The sequence below is a fragment of the Sphingosinicella sp. BN140058 genome, assembly GCF_004135585.1.
Classification (GTDB): domain Bacteria; phylum Pseudomonadota; class Alphaproteobacteria; order Sphingomonadales; family Sphingomonadaceae; genus Allosphingosinicella.
Map to the genome: position 1 here is coordinate 4,837,535 of NZ_CP035501.1, position 18,105 is coordinate 4,855,639.

Annotated in this window: 16 protein-coding genes, 1 pseudogene and 1 other annotated feature; of the genes and pseudogenes, 8 read left to right on the plus strand and 9 right to left on the minus strand. The window is 61.9% G+C overall.

The window, feature by feature from the left end:
• Positions 1-448 precede the first annotated feature (448 nt).
• The 6 genes from yihA to ETR14_RS21885 form a co-directional block, all read right to left on the minus strand.
• The gene (gene yihA, locus ETR14_RS21860; RefSeq protein ID WP_243455947.1) at positions 449-1,057 is read right to left on the minus strand and encodes a ribosome biogenesis GTP-binding protein YihA/YsxC; all 609 of its coding nucleotides are present in this window, start codon (positions 1,055-1,057) and stop codon (positions 449-451) included.
• Between the two features lie 71 nt (positions 1,058-1,128).
• The gene (gene yidC, locus ETR14_RS21865; RefSeq protein WP_129388935.1) at positions 1,129-2,841 is read right to left on the minus strand and encodes a membrane protein insertase YidC; all 1,713 of its coding nucleotides are present in this window, start codon (positions 2,839-2,841) and stop codon (positions 1,129-1,131) included.
• Between the two features lie 36 nt (positions 2,842-2,877).
• A complete protein-coding gene (gene yidD / locus ETR14_RS21870) occupies positions 2,878-3,090 on the minus strand; it encodes a membrane protein insertion efficiency factor YidD (RefSeq protein WP_129388938.1) in 213 nt (70 codons plus the stop codon).
• A gap of 34 nt (positions 3,091-3,124) precedes the next feature.
• Positions 3,125-3,442: a ribonuclease P protein component gene (rnpA, locus tag ETR14_RS21875; RefSeq protein ID WP_206186118.1), complete on the minus strand. Its 318-nt coding sequence runs from the start codon at positions 3,440-3,442 to the stop codon at positions 3,125-3,127.
• A 71-nt stretch (positions 3,443-3,513) separates the two neighbouring features.
• The gene (rpmH, locus tag ETR14_RS21880; RefSeq protein WP_106513648.1) at positions 3,514-3,648 is read right to left on the minus strand and encodes a 50S ribosomal protein L34; all 135 of its coding nucleotides are present in this window, start codon (positions 3,646-3,648) and stop codon (positions 3,514-3,516) included.
• Between the two features lie 89 nt (positions 3,649-3,737).
• Positions 3,738-4,178 carry a hypothetical protein gene (locus ETR14_RS21885; protein ID WP_206185893.1) on the minus strand — a complete coding sequence of 147 codons (441 nt, stop codon included), beginning with the start codon at positions 4,176-4,178 and terminating at the stop codon, positions 3,738-3,740.
• A gap of 191 nt (positions 4,179-4,369) precedes the next feature.
• Here ETR14_RS21885 and ETR14_RS21890 point away from each other — a divergent pair, with 191 nt between their 5' ends.
• Entirely contained in the window at positions 4,370-5,032 is a 663-nt protein-coding gene (locus ETR14_RS21890) for an MIP/aquaporin family protein (protein ID WP_129388944.1), read from the plus strand.
• 29 nt (positions 5,033-5,061) lie between these two features.
• Here the strand turns inward: ETR14_RS21890 and ETR14_RS21895 are convergent, their stop codons facing one another.
• A complete protein-coding gene (locus tag ETR14_RS21895) occupies positions 5,062-8,034 on the minus strand; it encodes a M10 family metallopeptidase C-terminal domain-containing protein (protein ID WP_129388947.1) in 2,973 nt (990 codons plus the stop codon).
• 358 nt (positions 8,035-8,392) lie between these two features.
• On the opposite strand from ETR14_RS21895, the pseudogene ETR14_RS21900 reads away from it, so the two are divergent.
• The 5 genes and pseudogenes from ETR14_RS21900 to ETR14_RS21920 form a co-directional block, all read left to right on the plus strand.
• A pseudogene (locus tag ETR14_RS21900) lies at positions 8,393-8,623 on the plus strand (magnesium chelatase domain-containing protein); the annotation flags it as partial.
• 632 nt (positions 8,624-9,255) lie between these two features.
• The gene (locus ETR14_RS21905; protein WP_129388950.1) at positions 9,256-10,935 is read left to right on the plus strand and encodes a hypothetical protein; all 1,680 of its coding nucleotides are present in this window, start codon (positions 9,256-9,258) and stop codon (positions 10,933-10,935) included.
• Positions 10,932-13,244, plus strand: a complete 2,313-nt coding sequence (locus ETR14_RS21910; RefSeq protein WP_129388953.1) for a hypothetical protein — start codon at positions 10,932-10,934, stop codon at positions 13,242-13,244. The genes ETR14_RS21905 and ETR14_RS21910 overlap by 4 nt, the downstream gene beginning before the upstream one ends.
• The gene (locus ETR14_RS21915; RefSeq protein ID WP_129388956.1) at positions 13,241-13,714 is read left to right on the plus strand and encodes a hypothetical protein; all 474 of its coding nucleotides are present in this window, start codon (positions 13,241-13,243) and stop codon (positions 13,712-13,714) included. Before ETR14_RS21910 ends, ETR14_RS21915 begins: the two co-directional genes overlap by 4 nt.
• Positions 13,711-14,946: a site-specific integrase gene (locus ETR14_RS21920; protein WP_129388959.1), complete on the plus strand. Its 1,236-nt coding sequence runs from the start codon at positions 13,711-13,713 to the stop codon at positions 14,944-14,946. Before ETR14_RS21915 ends, ETR14_RS21920 begins: the two co-directional genes overlap by 4 nt.
• A 100-nt stretch (positions 14,947-15,046) precedes the next feature.
• On the opposite strand, the gene ETR14_RS21925 is transcribed toward ETR14_RS21920, so the two are convergent.
• On the minus strand, positions 15,047-15,454 hold the full coding sequence (locus tag ETR14_RS21925; protein ID WP_243455633.1) for a transposase: 408 nt from the start codon (positions 15,452-15,454) through the stop codon (positions 15,047-15,049).
• 283 nt (positions 15,455-15,737) lie between these two features.
• Between ETR14_RS21925 and ETR14_RS21930 the strand changes: the two genes are divergently transcribed.
• Complete coding sequence (locus ETR14_RS21930; RefSeq protein WP_129388965.1) at positions 15,738-16,184, plus strand: hypothetical protein; 447 nt, start codon at positions 15,738-15,740, stop codon at positions 16,182-16,184.
• A gap of 15 nt (positions 16,185-16,199) precedes the next feature.
• A protein-coding gene (locus ETR14_RS21935; protein WP_129388968.1) for an IS3 family transposase occupies positions 16,200-17,428 on the plus strand; the annotation gives its coding sequence in 2 pieces (ribosomal slippage) (positions 16,200-16,488 and positions 16,488-17,428; 1,230 coding nt in all).
• Positions 16,481-16,597 (plus strand) — a sequence feature (AL1L pseudoknot). (Overlaps the previous gene by 117 nt.)
• A gap of 260 nt (positions 17,429-17,688) precedes the next feature.
• On the opposite strand, the gene ETR14_RS29780 is transcribed toward ETR14_RS21935, so the two are convergent.
• Positions 17,689-18,003, minus strand: a complete 315-nt coding sequence (locus ETR14_RS29780) for a helix-turn-helix domain-containing protein (RefSeq protein ID WP_371416722.1) — start codon at positions 18,001-18,003, stop codon at positions 17,689-17,691.
• Positions 18,004-18,105 lie beyond the last annotated feature (102 nt).

The following is an 18,105-nucleotide window of genomic DNA, read 5'->3' on the forward strand; positions in this document are numbered from 1 at the left end:
TTGAGATCCCAGCTTGCGCTGGGATGACGGGAGGGGGGCGTAATCCGGCTGGGTTCATTGAACGTCATCCCAGCGAATGCCGGGATCTCGTCGGGTGACAGGCGCCGCGTCAGTAGCGATTTGAGATCCCAGCTTGCGCTGGGATGACGGGAGGGGGGCGTAATCCGGCTGGGTTCATTGAACGTCATCCCAGCGAAGACTGGGATCTTGGCGGGTGAGAGGCGCGGGGCATTGGACGCCGACGGATCCCGGCTTCCGCTGGGATGGCGGGAGGGGAGCGAAAACCGGTTCGGTTGATTAAACGTCATCCCAGCGGAAGCTGGGATCTCAAGTCGCTTCGGGCACCGTGGTCTTCACCCGACGAGATCCCAGCCTAGGCTGGGATAACGAGGAGTGGCGGCGTGAACGAGGGAGCCATTCGAAGGGCGAGCGGAGCATGAGCGTGGCTCTAGCCGACGCTCTCCAGCACCGCGCGGCGGAGGCGGTCGATGCCCATGCCACCTTCGCTCGAGGTGGCGATGACGTCGGGGAAGGCGGCGACGTGCTTGCGTGCTTCTGCCGACGTCGCGGCTTCCACCTCGGCCAGTTCGGTGGCCTTGACCTTGTCGGCCTTGGTGAGAACCAGCTGGTAGCTGACCGCCGCCTCGTCCAGCATCTTCATGATGTCACGATCGACGTCCTTGATGCCGTGGCGGCTATCGACCAGCACGTAGGTGCGCTTCAGCACGGCGCGGCCGCGCAAATAGTCGTTCACCAGGAAACGCCATTTCCGGACGATGTCCTTGGGCGCCTTAGCGAAGCCGTAGCCGGGCATGTCGACGAGACGAAATCGCAGCGGCTCGCCGACGTCGAAGAAATTGAGCTCCTGCGTCCGCCCCGGTGTATTTGAGGTGCGGGCAAGGCCGGTGCGATTGGTCAGCCGGTTGATCAGCGACGACTTGCCGACGTTGGAGCGGCCGGCGAATGCGACTTCCGACACCCCCGGATCGGGCAGGAACTTGAGCGCCGGCGCCGACTTCAAGAAGGCGATCGGCCCCGAGAAGAGCTTGCGGGCGATCTCGTCCCAATCCGGCTCCGCCGCTGCCGAGCCGGATTCGTCCGCTCCGGCCTGATCTGGTGCGTGGTCGTTCACTTGGCCTCGGCGACGGGCGCTGCCGCCTTCATGCCAGGGTGACGGCTGTACAGCCATTTCTGCTGCAGGATGGTGAGGATGTTGTTGACCGTCCAGTAGAGCTGGAGGCCCGCCGCGAACGGCGCCATGATGAACATCATCACCCAGGGCATCAGGCCGAACACCTGCTGCTGGACCGGGTCGGCCTGCGGCGGATTGAGCTTGAACTGCAGCCACATCGTGATCCCGAGCAGGATCGGCAGCACGCCGAGCGCCAGGAAATGCGGCGGGGTGAAATCGAGGAAGCCGAACAGGTTGACCGGGGTCAGCGGATCGGGCGCCGACAGATCCTTGATCCACAAAACGAACGGCTTGTGGCGCATTTCGACCGCCACCGTCAGCGTCTTGTAGAGCGCATAGAAGATCGGGATCTGGATCAGGATCGGCAGGCAGCCCGCCATCGGGTTCACCTTCTCCTCCTGGTAGAGCTTCAGCATCTCCTGCTGCAGCCGCGGCTTGTCCTCCTTGTGGCGTTCCTGGAGCGCCTTCATCTTCGGCTGCAGGACGCGCATCGACGCCATCGACTTGAACTGTTTCTGGGCGATCGGGAACATCAGCGCGCGAACGATCATGGTCAGTCCGATGATCGCGAAACCGAAATTGCCGATCGTCGCGTAGAGCCAGCGGAGCAGCTTGAAGATCGGCCGCATGAACCATTCGAACCAGCCCCAGTCGATCGCCTTCTCGAACCGGGCGACGCCGAGATCGTCCTGATAATGTTCGAGCAGCTCGATTTCCTTCGCGCCGGCGAAGAAGCGGGTCTGCACGCCGACCGCACGGCCGGCATTGACGATCGTCGGCTGGCCCTGAACATCGGCCTGGAAGCTGCCGCTCTGGCCACGGGTAAAGGCCGTCTCGACCGGCGCGCGCTGATCGGGGACGAGGGCGGTGAGCCAATATTTGTCGCCGAAGCCGAGCCAGCCGCCGGTGGTGGCGAAAGGCTGGCGCGCCCCCGGTGTCAGATCCGTATAGTCCCAGTCGTAATTCGCCTTGCCGTCGAACACGCCGACCGGGCCAACATGGTTGGTCCAGGCGGTCGGATCCTTTGAGGCCGAGGCACGGCTGACGAGCGAATAGGGGCGGACCGCCACCGCGCCGGCGGCGCGATTGGCGACGCGCTGGTCGACCGTGAACATGTAGCCGTCGTCGACCGAGATCGTCATTTCGAACGTCTGGCCCTGGCCGTTGTCCCAGCTGAGCCGCACCGGCGATCCCGGCGCAAGCCGCGTGCCGCTCGCGGTCCAGACGGTGTTGGCATCGGGCGCCTTCACACCCTCGCCGCCCCACCCGAACCGGGCGAAATAGCTTTCGGGTGCACCCGCGGGCGAGAGCAGCCGCACCGGCGGGCTGTTCTTCTCGATCGTTTCCGTATGCTGGGTCAGCACCAGATCGTCGATCTGCGCACCCTTGAGGTTGATCGAGCCCTTGAGGCGCGGTGTCTCGATCGCGATCCGCGGCGTTTCGGCGAGCACGGTCTGGCGGCTGCGAACGGCGGCGGGCGTATCCGCGGTCGGGTCCGTTCCCGGCCTGGCAACCGGCACCTGCTTGCCGTTGACCGTCTTGGTCGACGGCGGATTCGACGGGAACCAGCGGTCCGCGACGAAGGTCCAGCCGACCAGGATCAACGCCGAAAGCAGCACGAACAGGACAATGTTGCGCTTATCGTCCACCGAATGTTTTCCTCATGGTGCCGCTCCAGGACTGGGTCATGGAACCGGATCGTGGCCAGAGCCCCCCCAGGGGTGGCATCTCGAAAGGCGTCGTGCGGCAAGCCAGCTGCCGCGCAGCGCCCCATAGCGCCGAAGCGCGGTGATTGCATAGGCCGAGCAGCTGGGTTGAAAGCGGCAGCTGGGCGGCAGCACGCGCGACGGACCGATCTGCCAGCCTCGTGCGATCAGGATCAGCAATTTCGCAATCATGCCGCGCGAGCCCGCGAGCGGCGGCGTGCGCCCGTCATCGTCTGAGTTTCGCGAGCGCGCGGGTGAGTTCCACGCGCAGCAGGGCATAATCGCGCTCGACCCCGCCGGCGCGTCCGATCAGCACGTGATCGGCGCCGGCAAAGCCGTCTCCCACGAGGATCTCGCGCGCAAGCGCCCGGAAACGCCGCTTCATCCGATTGCGGACGACGGCGCCGCCGATCTTCTTGGTTACGGTGATGCCGAGGCGCATCGAGGGATCGCCATCGCCACGCGGGCGAACCAGCAGCACGAAACCGGGCATCGGCGCCCGCCGCGCGGAATTCGCGGCGAGGAAATCGGCCCGCCGGCTCAGCGTCGAAAGCGCGGACCTGCGGACGGCATCGCCGGTGCCGGACATCGTGCCAGCGCCGGCGATCGAAGCGTTCAGGCCGACAGCGACTTGCGGCCGCGGGCGCGGCGCGCCGCCAGAACCTTGCGGCCGCCGACAGTCGCCTTGCGGGCGCGGAAACCGTGACGGCGCTTGCGCACGAGATTGCTCGGTTGGAAGGTGCGCTTCATCGATCTTTCCCTTAGATCTTAAATTGAAAGGGCCACCCAAAGCGGGCGGCCTCTGTTGGCCGGGCGGATAGGCAAGAAGGCAGCCAAAGTCAATCATTCCTGCGCGTCCGATCGCGGGCGGCGGGCGCTTGCGCAGAGTCGGCGACGCCGCGCTGGATCATGATCGATGCGAACTCGACCTGCACGTGCCCCTCCACAGGTCCGTCGCCCGCCGTTTCGGCGGCGACCGCTGCGGCGGCCAGTTCCTTGTCCCGCGCCTGACGGCGCAGCGCGCTCTGCCGGCGGAGGCCCCAATCGGCCCAGGCGCCTTTCTTCGGATGCGCGCGCTTGAAGGTGACGTACTTCCGCTTCACCCACTCGCTATATTTGAGCGCGAGCGCCAGGCCGGCGCCGAACACGAAGATCCCGCCGGGGCCCGGCAGGATACCTGCGGCCGGCGAGACGATCATCAGCATGAAGCCGAGCACGACCAGGCTGGTCCGGACGGCCGGGATCTGGGTGCAGGCGTGCCAGCGTTCACGGATGCTCATCTCGAGCATCTGGGGCGAGTGTGTGAGGAGTGCAAGACACCGGACGCGCCCTCGTCCAAAAAACCGATGCGAGGCGGCGTGTGGCATGCGCCTCCTGGCGCCGCTCCCGGCTGTGCGCAGCCGGGGCTGTGACATTGCCCGCCGCTGCCTTATGTCCTTGGCGGCCGACGGCGCTTGCATGGGGGACGGGAATGGAAGTCAGAGGGCGCCGCATCGCGGCCGAAGCCGTGGGATCGTTCCTGCTGTTCGCCACGGTGATCGGATCCGGGATCATGGCGGAAAATCTCGCGAACGGGAACGAAGCGGTGGCGCTGCTCGGCAACACCATCGCAACGGGCGCCATGCTGTTCGTGCTGATCACCATGCTCGGCCCGGTCTCCGGCGCCCACATGAATCCGGCCGTCACCCTGGTGGCCGCGTCCCGCGGCGAGCTGCCCTGGCGCGATGCCGGCTTCTACATCGCCGCGCAGCTTGCATTTGGAATCGCCGGCGCATGGGCCGCCCACCTGATGTTCGATCTGCCCGCGCTTCAGCTGTCCGTGAAGGCACGGACCGGCCTTGGCCAGTGGCTGGGCGAAGCGATCGCGACGGCGGGGCTGGTGCTGACGATCGTCGGCACCGTGCGCCATCGCAAGAGCGCGGTGGCGGCCAGTGTCGCCCTCTACATCACCGCAGCCTATTGGTTCACCTCGTCCACCAGCTTCGCCAATCCGGCGATCACGATCGCGCGCAGCCTCTCCGACAGCTTCGCCGGGATCTCGCCGGCGGATGTGCCGGGATTCATAACAGCCCAGCTGATCGGAGCCGCCGCCGGCGCCGTCACCGCCCGCGCGTTATTTCCTCCGGCGGGCTAGCAGGCTGCCGCCGGCGCGCTGCGCCAGGATCAGAACTGAAAGTCGACGGCACTCATCTGGTAGCCGCCGGGAGTGAGAACGGCGATCGAGAGGTCGGCGATGCGGTCGCCATTGGTGTCGCCCTCGACCAGCCAGGTGTTGGTTCCGTCCTGAAGGAGGCGCAGCTCGCCGGCTCGGCCGCTGAAGGCGGCGGCGCCGACGAACAGGAAGCTGCCATTGCCCGCAACGCCGGTGCCGTCGGCATCGATCGCGCCGAACGAGAGCATGTCGCCACGCTCGAAGTCGCGGATGAGGTCACGCTGCGCATTCGTCGATTCGGCCGCCGATGCATATTCGAACACGTCCTTGCCCGCGCCGCCGGTGAGCGTATCGGCGCCCTCATTTCCCCAGAGGCGATCCGCCCCGGCGCCGCCGCGCAGCGTGTCGGCGCCGCGGCCGCTGCGAACGTTGAAGCCACCTTCGGCTTCGGCGGCACCGTTGAACTTCAGCACGTCGTTGGCGAGCAGGGAATCGCCGAGGACCAGCATCTGCTGACCGGCCGACACCGAAACGTCGTTCATCGTCAGATCGTAGGTGACGGGCGCCGTCGGCGTGCCGAAGCCGTAGAGGGTGAGGTTCTCGATCGAGACCAGATCGTCCGCGTCGAAGGCGATCGTGTAGACCCCGACCAGGCTGACGGTGTCGGTGCCGGCGCCGCCGTCGACCGAATCGCCATTGGTTAAGGCGCCGCCGAAATAGACGGTGTCGTTGCCGCCACCGGCGACGATGCGGTCGTTGCCGCCGTCATGGGCGTTGACGAGATCGCCGCCGCCGCCAAGCACCGCGATATTGTCGAGTGCGTTCAGCCGGACGCCCTGCGCCGCGGACGACGTGCCGACGAGATTTTCGACGTTCGCCGGTAGCACGTAGAGGAGGTTCGAGGCGGCCCGGTTGCCGAGTGCGGTTCGAACTTCGTCGATGCCGCCGCCGGCCGCTTCGACGACGACGTCGCCCATCACATCGACCAGATAGATGTCGTTGCCGCCGAGACCGATCATCCGATCGGCGCCGGCCCCGCCGTCGATCACATTGCCGGCGTCGTTGCCGGTGAGGGTCTGGGCGACGTCGCCCGAGCCGGTCAGAATCTCGAACTCCGCGGGCAGAGTGTAGGCGGCACTTGCGGTTCTCACCTCGTCGACCCCGGCATTGGCCGCCTCCTCGAGCGTCGCGCCGTCTCGGTGGAGATAGAGGTCGTTGCCAAGCCCGCCGCGCAGCGTGTCGACGCCGCCGGCACCGTCCAGGACATCGTTGCCGGCGCCACCGGTGATCAGATTGTCGCCGTCATTACCGGTCAGCTGCTGGCCGGTGGCGGAGAGGCCGGTGAGGATCTCGACATGCGCGGAGAGCTGGTAGGCGCCGGCGGCGGTGCGCACCTCGTCGACGCCTTCGCCGGTCGCTTCGACGACGAAATCCTCGGCATCGACATGGTAGATGTCGTTGCCTGGGCCCGCCTGCAGAGTGTCGGCCACCGCGTTGCCGGTCCCGTCGAGGATGTTGTCGCCCCAGCCAAGCGGGATCTCTGGCGCGGGATCGACGACGTCGGTCACCTGTGATCCGGATCCGGTGACATGCGTGCTGACCGCGCCCTCGGACGTCCAGGTGATGGCATCGAGCTCGAAATCGTTGATCGTCAGCGATCCGTTGCCGGAAATGACTTCGGCGCCGAGGTTGATGCAGGCGAGATATTCCTCGGCGCTGAGGATGCCGAGGGTCTGGAGGTAAGCAATGACTTTGGTGATGTCGATCGTACCGCTCAGCATGTCCTGATCGGCGACGAGAGCGGTGTAGTGGCCATCGCGATAGATGGTCGCAGTGAAGGCACCGTCCTGGTAGGTGCCCACCGCGGTGCCGAACGGCTTGACGTCGCCCTGGTGGACCCAGATCATCACTTCGTTGGTGATGGTCGGCTCGCTGCCGTCCGGCTCGGTCGTGAACCAGATGTCGTAGGAGACGTTGTAACCGCCGACATTGCCCTTCAAGCTGACGTCCAGGGTCGCGGTCAATGAGGCGAGACTGCCGACCTTGACCGGGAAAAGATGGCTGGTGTCGGTCGGATTGACCTGCTCCCCATGCGGTCCGATGCCGAACATGATGTTCGGATAGGCGCGGATTGGCGCCGCCACTTCGGTGACATAGGGGAACGACCAGTTGAAGGTGGTGCCGCCGGTCATGTCGTTCTTGTTGTAAATGGCGTCGATGCTGAAATCGGTGCCGTATTTGAGCGTGCCGGGATTCCAGGCATTGGTCATGACGTACCAGCCATGGGCATTGTAGCCGCGGCTGGCGCCGTACATCTGGGCATAGCCCGCCGGCACGCTCGCCTTCGGAAGGGCGAGCCCGAAATCGGTCGGATCGAGATCGCCCAGGTCGACGTCGCGCAGGACCAGGCGCTCGCCATTGGATAGCGTGATCGCAAGATCGGCCCCGACCTGCTCGGACCGCGAGACGATCTGGCCGAAATCGTTCATGCCGTAGCCGCTCAGCCGGACGATGTCGTAGCCGGGCGTGAAACCGTAAATGGCGTCGGAGCCGTTGCCGGCGGCGATGACGAAGATGTCCGCGCCGGTGCCGCCGACCAGGACGTCGTCGCCGCCGAGCCCGTTCAGCGTTGCGGCCGTGCTGCCCGCGACGATGATGTTGTCGAGGGCGTTGCCGGTCGCGGCGGTGAGTCCCTTCCCGCTGAGGATGAGGTTCTCGACATTGGCAGCGAGCGAGGCACTGCCCCAATAATAAGCATAGACGGTGTCGATGCCCTGGGCCGCCGCTTCCAGCGCCGCCGCGCTGTTGGTCCAGAGATGATAGGTGTCGTCGCCCAAGCCGCCGACCAGAGTGTCTCCGGTCATGCCCTGGAAAGCATCGGCCATTGCCGTTCCGGCGCGGATCACGTTGGTGCCGACGGCGGCCACCCAATTGAGGGGGCGAGCAGACAAGCGCAGCTCGACGCCTTTTGCAGTGACGTACATGGTAAAGAAATCCCCCGAGAGTTCGAGGAACCCGCTACCGTAACGCTTTTGCCGCAGCGTTGTTTGCAGACCCGGTACTTCCCGCAGACCTGATTTGCGTAGAAATACGTAAGGCAAAGTACCGTTCTATGACGGCTTTCACCACGAACCGGCGAGGCCATGCTTAATAATTTGCTAAGCGGAACGTGTCGATTGTCTGGCCGCCGGGCAGAGGCTTCATCTTATTCGCGCAGGTCTGTGTCATGGTGCCGGTTGGCGTGGCGGCAAGTTGGCGGCCCGGCGCGCAAGAAAGCGCGTGACAGACCCTGTGCGAGCCTGCGACACTCGCCGGACCTGGGGGGCGAGGGGGCGTCTAACGATGGTGGCACATGTCGCGACGGTCGCGTTTCTCGGGCTGGAGGCGCGTGCCGTCGAAGTCCAGGTGCAGATTTCGAGCGGGCTGCCCAAATTCCTGATCGTCGGCCTACCGGACAAGGCGGTGGCGGAGAGCCGCGAGCGGGTGCATGCCGCCCTTGCCGCGATCGGGCTCTCGCTGCCGCCGCGCAGGATCACGGTCAATCTGTCGCCGGCCGATTTGCCCAAGGAAGGCGTGCTTTCGACTGATCGCCAGCTACTACGACGCGACGAAACGCTCTGAATGCTAGCGCTTGTGGGGCGCATAATTCTGGAGTAGCCTACTCTTGAACGGAGAGGTTGAGCGTGGCGACGGTGCTGGAACGTGTATCAGACCGGCCGCATGTGCTCCTGTCCCAAGGTCCTATCGCTGCCAAGGAGTCGCCCGGCATCCCATTTGAGTCAGTTCGCCTGGCCGGGGAGTTGGTGAACCTGCGGCCGGTTCGCGCGCGGTATGGAGATCAGTTCTCCGGGAAGTTGCTGGACGAATTCGCGCTGACTTGGAGGGAGGGGCCCGCCACCACAAACGGTAAGAGAGCATACGCCCTCCGACGGTGGCTCACAGACTTGAATGAACGTGCCGAGGCTGCTCCATCGGAAGCTGCTATAAGGACAGTACGAGACAAGCTACGTGCCTGTGCTTTCTCAAGTATCAGCCCTCAGGAGTTCTCCGATGCAGTCGGCGACTTTGTGGACCGAGCTTGCGACACGGGGGACAGATCAATCTGCAGCACAGGCGAGGTCGCAACGCGGCGCCCCCTGCTTGAGTCGCTTTCTTCCTCGCTGCAGCAGCTTGCGCCAGGGGTGGGGTGGCCCAATGTCGGACCCTTGAAGTTCAAGCTCGGCCGCATTGAGCGCGGTACGACGCCCTCTTTAGGTGAGTTGTCCCTGCCAGCCGGTCGAACAGACCGGCATAGCGAGAGTGGCGAGGGGGTGTTCGCTCGGACGGTCGCACGAAACAGAGATCGACTCGATCGTCTCCGCAGCATTTGCGAAGACGAGCTATTGGCATCCTACGAAAGGTTCCGGCGCGGACAGCGCCTGCTTTCGCGATCGCATGGTCCAACAGCGGCAGAGCTGATGCAGGCGGAGCGCGATATGGCCGACGCCACGGTCCTTGAGGGGCGGCGCTCACCGCTACCGGGCCTCGCCGGGCACTGCTTCCCACTGGAAGATAGAGAGTTCTCCCTCGCGTCGCTTTTGCAGCACGTTGTCGTGAACCATGCGGGCAGGATCGGGGCCAGCAAGAGCTGGGCGACACAAGGAGTGCGTAATCTGGTCACGTGGCTTGGTGGGCCGCAATTTGTCACTGAATTGATAGAAGCCAGTGATCGCGCGTTGGTCGCAGCATACGGCCTGGTTTCGATCGATTCGGCTTTCAACGTGCAGGCGTGTGACGACCTTGCCGCAGACCCGTTTGTGGGTGTTCCCGATCGCGGGAGAATCGAGCTCCGGGTACTGCAATCCACCAAGAATAGACCCGTCCCTAGAGCGGTGAGAAGCATCTTTGGCGACGGCTTCGTCTATCTGAGCGCGAAAAATCAGCGGATCTCCGGCAAAGGCGCCATCGACATCTGGCTTGAGATGTCCGCTCCCATACGGGAACGGGCCGTCGAGGAGAGCCATCAAAGAATCATGACGAGATGTGATGCGACCTTTGTCGCGGATGACGATGTCGAAAGTCAGAGCCCAGCTGAGGGTGTTTCAGGTCGCCACGCAGCCCGCTCCGAGAGACTGGGAGGCGCGCGGGTTCAAGATTGGCTCTGGATATTGCCTACTGGACAGTCAAATTGCGGCGAGATCCGCAAGGCATCTTCCGGTAATTTCCGTGACTGGTGGAAGGACATGCTGGCACAGCATGTGGAAGATCCAGTAATCGGTGGACTCGAGATTCGTCGTAAACATATTCGTCCGACGATCCTTCAACTCCGTGCGGCGGGGAGGAACGGCGATGCCGAGCTTGCAGCTCAAATTGCTAATCACGAGACCTCTGCCACAACTTTTCAGAACTACCTTAATCGCCCCTATATGCGGTTGCAGCTAACGGAACAAATTCGCTCTTTCCAAAGTCTTTTACAAGTCGCTGTCGTCCGTGATGCGGCCGCTGGGCCGGCAAAGCTCGGGCTATCAGAACCGGTGTTTAGCTTATTGCGCGAACAAGCTCTGGCGGCAGGCTTGGCTTTTTACAGCGAACTCGATCTCGATTCTCCATCGGAACTCGAGGTGGCGAGTTGTGGTGTCGACAGCGGGCCAATCGCCTACTCCGACACTGTGCCTGCGATGCGATCAGCGGCACTGCTGCGATGTTCAATGGACGCAGCAGCCCACGAATTCGCTGTTAAGGCTCCGGAGCGCTGGGCAAAGGTTTGGCTCCCCCTGCACGCTTTGTCGATCGCTGTGTGGGACGCTCTGATGAGCGGCTCGAGGCGCCGGACGTTTCAAGAGGTTGTCGGCGCAACAAAAGCCGAGCTGGAGGCGGGCGTGATCCTCCCATTCAAACCGTGGTGATCGCTGAACAAATGCAGCGAGCCTTAACGCGGCCGGTGACGGCCGAAAGCGCGGCGCAGGCTGCCAGTCTGCATGATTCAATCTTGGGCCTTTATCCGACGCCAAGCTGGCTTGTGGAGGGTCGCCTAATCGACAATCGCTGGAAAGTACGCCTTGAGGATCCTAACAAGTTTAGAAACGCCGAGGTCTTTATTAACTTTGCTGTGCCGGCTGCCCCTGGTATTCTGTTCACCGACCTTGACGTAGAATACGATCTTGTCACGGCTAAGGTACTTCTTATTCGTGCTATTTCCGACGGAGTAATTGGAAGCGGAAGGGTTGCGTCGATTTTCGTCCGAAACTATTTACAGTTTGCCAGGTGGCGGCTGGGTATCGGAATACATTGCAACTCCGAGATGGATACAAGCACCATTGACTTGCTAATTTCCGACATCGGAGAGCGTGGAATCAGTGAACTTCCGCCAATCGAAGCCGCGTTCGAAGCCGCGAAAGTTGCTGTCGAGAAGGGGGAGGCGGTCCTCCCGTCGCGGACGAAGGGCAGGCGTCGCTTCCTAGCATCTAACGAGTTTATACAATCTCTGGGTGTTGCCAATATGACTAGTGTGCCACCAGCTCTTCGCGGGAGGATACGCGAGCTTGCGCGTTCCCAAGAATTGTCGGTCGACGGCGATCAGGTGGCCATTGGCAGCGAGGAGGAGGCCGTACTTACGGAAAATCGTGTTGCAGCCTTTCTGAAGCCAATCGAGATGCTGCATACTTTCTCCCGGTATTTGAAGCATGACCGTATCATTTTTGATCCATTTCCTGGTCGATCTGTGCAGTCAGTCGCCAAGTCGATATCGACGCGAGAGGCAAGCCGCACGTTCACGGTGCCTTCTCTTCAAGCGTGTCATCTTATCGACCAAGCGCTTACGTGGGTTGTTGATTATGGCCCTGACATTCTCTCATTCTTGGCGGACGTGGAGCAGCGGTCAATCGAACTGGTAGGTAAGCATTGGCGGCCGCATGAGAAGGCTATTCAGGAGACATGCGCTACGTTCCGGCCGAGTAAGGGCTCCGGTGTGGTGGGATCCCCATGGCCGATACACCCCGCTTATTTCGAAGGCAGCAAGGGCGGTGTGCGCAGACCGACACTGCGAACCGTTCTTTTTGAGTATCTCCTCGTTTCGTGCGTGATAGTCGTTGCAGCGTTTGCTGCTCGAAGACATGAGGAGTTGGTGTCTCTCCGCGATGATTGTCTGGTTGATGAGGATGGGGAGCTCCTGCTGCGTTCGTATATTCAGAAGACAATTCGCGATATTGACGAAATACCCGTGCCCTCCTCAGTAAAATCTGCGGTGGAGACATTGCTTAGCTTGTCAAGGAAGCGACGTGAACGAACGGGAGAGCCTTGGATAGTTGCATTTGATGAGGCGCTGGATGTTCGATGTGGGCTCGATGACGATCAACCGGGCGAGGTCATCCGCTCGGGGCAGGTCGATTTCTATAGGGTTCTGGCGAAGTTCAGTGCATTCGTAGGCACTCCAGTCCTGCGTGACGATAGGATATGGGAGCCCAAGCCGCACCAGTTTCGGCGATGGTTCGGCGTCACCTACTACAATCGGTATCGTTTTCCCCAGCTGGTTGCCCTTGCCTATTTCTATCGGCACTTCGATCCAAACGTGACGAGGCGCTATATCATGGAGCAGGCGAATGGTGGGTTTATCAAAGAAAAGGACGAGGCGCGCGCACGCGAGCGGCGGGCAGCGGCCGAGCGATTGGCAGACTTCAACAGAGGCGGCGAAGAGTTTCGGCGTGAGAGATTTCTAGACGTTGCTGAAGGTCGCGAGGTCATGACAGGGTTCGGTGGCGAGTATCTAACAAAAGAATTGCGGCGACGAGTCGGAGAAATCGAAGATCGGCTTGAGGTGTGCGATTCCAAGGCGCAAGAGCAAAGCTTGATTGAGGCCATTGCGCCCGTCGTTGAGGCGACGACCCTCGAGCCAAACGGGCAGGGGCATACCTATTGCAAATGCGGTTCAACGAGGAACGACCTGGCACAAGCAGAATGCCGAAACATTGCGCAAGCTGAAGAGGGAGCCGTACTGACCGCGGGACCGGACCCAGCATTTGCTTCGGATACCACCTGCGGGGATTGTGCGCATGGGGTGCGCTTTAGCGAAAACCGCTCCTTTATGGATGTTGTCATGTCAGATCTCGAGGAAGACCTCCGAAGTGCGATTTCTCCCACAGTCCGTGAGTTTTACTCGCTCCGATTGCAGACGCTGAGAAAGCAGCGAGATCTTTTCGAAGCGAAACGCGGTTTATGAGGGAAGGTGCCGCACGTCGTTCGTTCCGCCTCAAGGTTGAGGCGCTTGAGCAGGCCGTGAAAGAAGGGATTGTTCCAAAGGAATTGCCGAAAATCCTCAAGCTTGATGATGTGCGATGCTGGAACGCACCGCCTATGTCATCTTGGAGCAGCTTCTCCGTGGCAGCCCCCGGTGCCCTAAACTCCGACCTGCGTGAGAGACTGGATAGAGTCCTTCCGAGCTTTGTGAAGCTGCAGTCCGGGAAGGTAAAGCGTGGGCCCAAGCCACCACGAACGATGTCGGTTGGTGATTGGCTGATCCGAGAGGAGCGAAATGCTCTACTTCAGCAGAATGCCCAACTCCTTGGGCGTGTTCAGGAGGCCGAGTCCCAAGTCCGTAGCATGAGGACAATCATTGCTTCTCAAAAGAAAAAGATCGGTGAGCTGAGCGCTAGCTTACGCAAGGTAGTGCCGCTGCGTGAGACAGTATGAGAGTCCTGAGAAACGTTCAAAGGGCCAGAGTCCACCTTATCAAAAGGTCGCTCACCAGTGATGGACCTCTGCCCGCCGGCTTCCCCGTGCTGAGTTGGATGCGTGCTGGGATCGACGAGGATGTCTTCCGGTACTGTCGTGATCGTGCCTTCTTTGAGGGCATGAAGATGAGCACGGTGGTGCAGGAGTGCTACGTACTGGCAGACTGGCTGAATTGGCTAGCTCGTCTCGGTAAGGAAAAAGCCGAGGCGGCAACCTCTGACTACCTAAAGTGGGACGCCATTGCGCGAAGCGCCGGCAGGCTTGGTCCCGCACGGCAGCACCGGAAGCAACAGGTGGTTTGGAGCTTCTACCACCATCTTCGAAGCGACTCTGAGCTCGGGGCAGCGACGGCCGGCTTCTTTGGTCAGATTTCGAATGTTCGTGTCTCGGACAGTGGCGTCGAAGAATGGTCGATGAAACTGCGTCGCCGCGGAGGGGGGACTCGTAGAAACCCGATCGTGCCGTCCGATGAAGAAGTTGAGCGAGTTCTTGATAAGCTAGGGGAGCACGATAACCCTTTCCTAGCAGAGCGGAACTTCCTGATCGGACAGGTGGAAGCGAAAGTCGGTCTCCGAGCGATGGGAGCTGAGAGTCTAAACATTGCCACTCTTGACGCTATGCTAGCTTCGGAAGGCATCCAGGTATCGGGGGGTAGTGTCGGTCGCCTCGGGTCGGACAAGGCGGAGCAGATACGCATTCGGATGGAATTGAGCAGGCTTCTTAGGTCTGGGCGGTCCGTTATGGAGGCCGTGGTCGTGGAGAAGGGAGGGAAGCGCCGCGAAGTTGAGATGCCGATTGACCTTGCAAAGAGGTTGCTGGACCATGTTTGGGGGCGACGGTACGCTCTCGTACGGAACAGGCGCGGAGCAGGGCGCCGGCACGACGGACGGCTGTTTCTCTCGTTCACAGACGCCGCGCCACTGACTCGAGGAACTATCAAGGATTTGGTGAAGGTTGCCTTCGTCGCTTCGGGAGTGAGGGGAAGTGGCCATGCCCTTCGCGCATCTTATCTCACGAGGAAAGCGATTGATCTTCTGCAAGAGGCTAGGCGCAGATACGGCAATAACTTCAGTCCAGAGGATTTGATGAGTGAACTTGCGCGGCTGGCTGGACATAACCACCGTAAGACATTGAAGTCCTACCTAGACGTCGCCCGATTGCGCGAGGCGATGCTCCAAGACTTGGACTGAGAGTAGCGTAAGCATAACAGGCGCCGAATCCATTACCCTTTGATCCTCCAGGCTCTAAGCGGCGTCGCCACCATCACCCGCGCAGCAGCGCCAGGGCCGATCATCGCGTTGCCCTGAGCGCCTCGATCACCGCGGCAATCACGCCGGTATCGGCGCCGCGACCAATCTTCACCACCACATCAGCGATCTCGAGCTCGATCGCAGGCCCCTTCGAACGTCGGCGCTTCTTCGAGTGCTTGCCTGTCTGCACAGGCGCATCGGCAGGTTGTGCCTCTACCACGGCCGGCACGAACGCCGGCACGGCCGGCAACGTCACGCCCCGATGTTCGAACTGCTTGCGCAACGCGCGACGCCAGGTGAACAGCTGCGAAGGGCTCAGCGCGTGCCGCCGCGCAACCGCGCATACCGTCTCCCGGCCCGAAAAGCTCTCGGCGACGATTGATGCCTTCACCTCCGACGGCCAGTTTCGTCGCCTCCCGGCACCGGTGAACACCTCGAAGCGCTGCACGCCGCCGGTGCCAGCATCATCACATGACATCGTCATAGCACCAACGTCCTCTGCCCAATCAGGACGAGCAGGCTCGGCGCTACGCTTCAGACCCGCAAGGTGGGGACGGCGCTCCGCTTACCAAGCACGGATGAAGAGATTGAGCACATCGGAATCGATCCCGTGTCCAGGCGCGACTTCCTGCCTTCGAGAGGCGTTCGGGTACTGCGGACCAGCAAGTCCAAAGCGATAGCTGAATCCCCCCCCCCCCCCCGCGTTCACGCCCAGCTGGGCTCTCGGAGATGTGAGCTATCTCGGTGACAAGTGGCGTCTGACGAACGCCGAGCTTCTCGGGTTACTCGGTGTGGCTGAAGAGCGGGTGATGACGCTCATCGACCTACCGGAGGCTCGACTCACCCACTCTGAGCACGAGAGGATCACTTCGCTTCACGAGATCCACAAGGACTTGCAGGACGTGTTGGGCGATCGCTCCGTGGCCGATTGGCTGAGGAGCGATTGCACGATGTTGCAATTCCCTGCTCCCACGCCGCTTGCGCAGCTTCTAGCCTACGGCAAACCGGCCATCGCTCTCATGAAAGAAGCTCTTTGCCACCGTTTCCTGATGCTGACCTACGGACCAGATCCAGGAGCTTTTCGACGAGGCTTTGATGCTCTTCTGCAGGTGCCAATCGAATGGCCCACTGAGTGGGAAGTGAACCGCCCCGGGTTTCCTGGAGGCTCCAACTTGTGAGAAGTGGGAGCCGTTATGGGAAAGCAGACAGGACAATATCCGGCTGAGGTGCGCGATCGCGCGGTGCGGCTGGTTCTCGAGCATCAGGGGGAGCATGCGTCGCAATGGGAGGCGATCGTCTCGATTGCTTCGAAGATCGGTTGCACGGCGGAGACGCTGCGCCGCTGGGTGAGGCAGGCGGAGCGGGACAGCGGCTCGCGGCCTGGTGTGACGAGCGAGGAGCGCGATCGTATCCGGGCGCTGGAGCGTGAGAACCGGGAGCTGCGGAAGGCGAATGAGATCCTGCGCAAGGCGTCTGCCTATTTTGCCCAGGCGAAGCTCGACCGCCCGTTCAAGCGATGATCGCGTTCATCGACTATCACCGAGAAGTTTATGGGGACGAGCCGATCTGCAGGGTGCTGCCGATTGCCCCGTCGACTTACTTCGAGCGTGTCGCGCAGCGGCACGATCCATGCCGACGGTCTCCACGGACACGGCGTGATGAAGATCTCAAGGCGAAGATCGCGCGTGTGCATGCCGACAATTTCAACGTCTACGGCGCGCGCAAGGTTTGGCGTCAGTTGCTCCGCGAGAAGGTCTCGGTCGCCCGCTGCACGGTGGAGCGGCTAATGCGCGAACTCGGTCTCAAGGGGGTCGTCCGCGGCAAGCAAGTGCGGACCACGATCAGCGACAAGGCCGCGCCGTGTCCGCTCGATCGCGTCAATCGCAACTTCCGGGCGGCAGCGCCGAACCGGCTCTGGGTGTCCGACTTCACCTACGTGTCGACCTGGGCGGGCTTCGTCTATGTCGCCTTCGTCATCGACACTTATGCCAGACGGATCGTCGGCTGGCGCGCCAGCAGGACGGCGCATGCCAGCTTCGTCCTCGATGCTCTGGAGCAAGCCGTGCACGATCGCAGGCCAGTACATCGCGGAGGCCTCGTTCACCACAGCGACCGCGGATTGAAATATCTGTCCATCACGTACAGCGAGCGGCTTGCCGAAGCCGGCATCGAACCCTCGGTCGGCAGCGTCGGCGACAGCTACGACAATGCCTTGGCCGAGACGATAAACGGCCTCTACAAGGCCGAGGTGATCCACCGTCGTGGTCCGTGGAAATCGTTCGAGGCCGTCGAATATGCCACGCTCGAATGGGTCGACTGGTTCAACAATCGCAGGCTGCTCGAGCCGATCGGGAACATCCCACCAGCCGAAGCCAAAGCACGCTACTACGCCATGCTCGACGAAACACGCATAGCCGCGTAACTCAAACCAAAGAGCCTCCGGCGAACCCGGGGCGGTTCAGTCAGAATTAATCCGGCGCCATGTGCTCTGGTGGGTCAGAATCCAGTCGGCGTTGACAATGCCACCAAGGCACAGCTCACGGACGCTGAGCACAAACACGGGTAGCTAGTCGCGCGGGTGCTGTGATCAAGATCGAACTTCAGCAAGGGCCGGAGGTGTCAACTGAGAGTCTCCAACAGCCTGTCTCAGTGTCCATCAGATCGGCAGCAGGTCGAATATTCTCAGCCAAGCGGGCCCACTCTGCTACCCTTCAATTCCAATAAGTCCGAGCTTTCAATGTCCCTCAATAGCTCGCTCGGATGGATCTCAAGAGCCAGGGCAATGAGGCATAGCGTCTCCAGAGCGAGGTTCTGAGTTCCGCGCTCGATCCGGCCGTAGAACGATCTGTCGATGCGGGCGCGATGTGCGACTTTCTCCTGGGACTGGCCGCTCAGTTTCCTGTGGTGCCGTATCGCTGCCGCGACCTTGTCGCGTACCGAGCTATCTCTGATTTTAGACACAGCAGGTATCTGAAGTGCCGGCCGCGCAGCGTCCACCGACTGTTAGGCCACGGCCTTTAAGAAACATTCTTGTTGCCTGCTGACGGTGGTTGCAGTATGAAGCTCAGGATCCGTCTGGATCCATGGTTCCAGATTAGA

Coding starts and splice junctions, on each gene's coding strand:
- ETR14_RS21920 (WP_129388959.1), top strand. CDS start 13,711: ATGAGAGTCCTGAGAAACGTTCAAAGGGCCAGAGTCCACCTTATCAAA.
- ETR14_RS21890 (WP_129388944.1), top strand. CDS start 4,370: ATGGAAGTCAGAGGGCGCCGCATCGCGGCCGAAGCCGTGGGATCGTTC.
- ETR14_RS21885 (WP_206185893.1), bottom strand. CDS start 4,178: ATGAGCATCCGTGAACGCTGGCACGCCTGCACCCAGATCCCGGCCGTC.
- rpmH (WP_106513648.1), bottom strand. CDS start 3,648: ATGAAGCGCACCTTCCAACCGAGCAATCTCGTGCGCAAGCGCCGTCAC.
- yidD (WP_129388938.1), bottom strand. CDS start 3,090: ATGATTGCGAAATTGCTGATCCTGATCGCACGAGGCTGGCAGATCGGT.
- ETR14_RS21915 (WP_129388956.1), top strand. CDS start 13,241: ATGAGGGAAGGTGCCGCACGTCGTTCGTTCCGCCTCAAGGTTGAGGCG.
- ETR14_RS21895 (WP_129388947.1), bottom strand. CDS start 8,034: ATGTACGTCACTGCAAAAGGCGTCGAGCTGCGCTTGTCTGCTCGCCCC.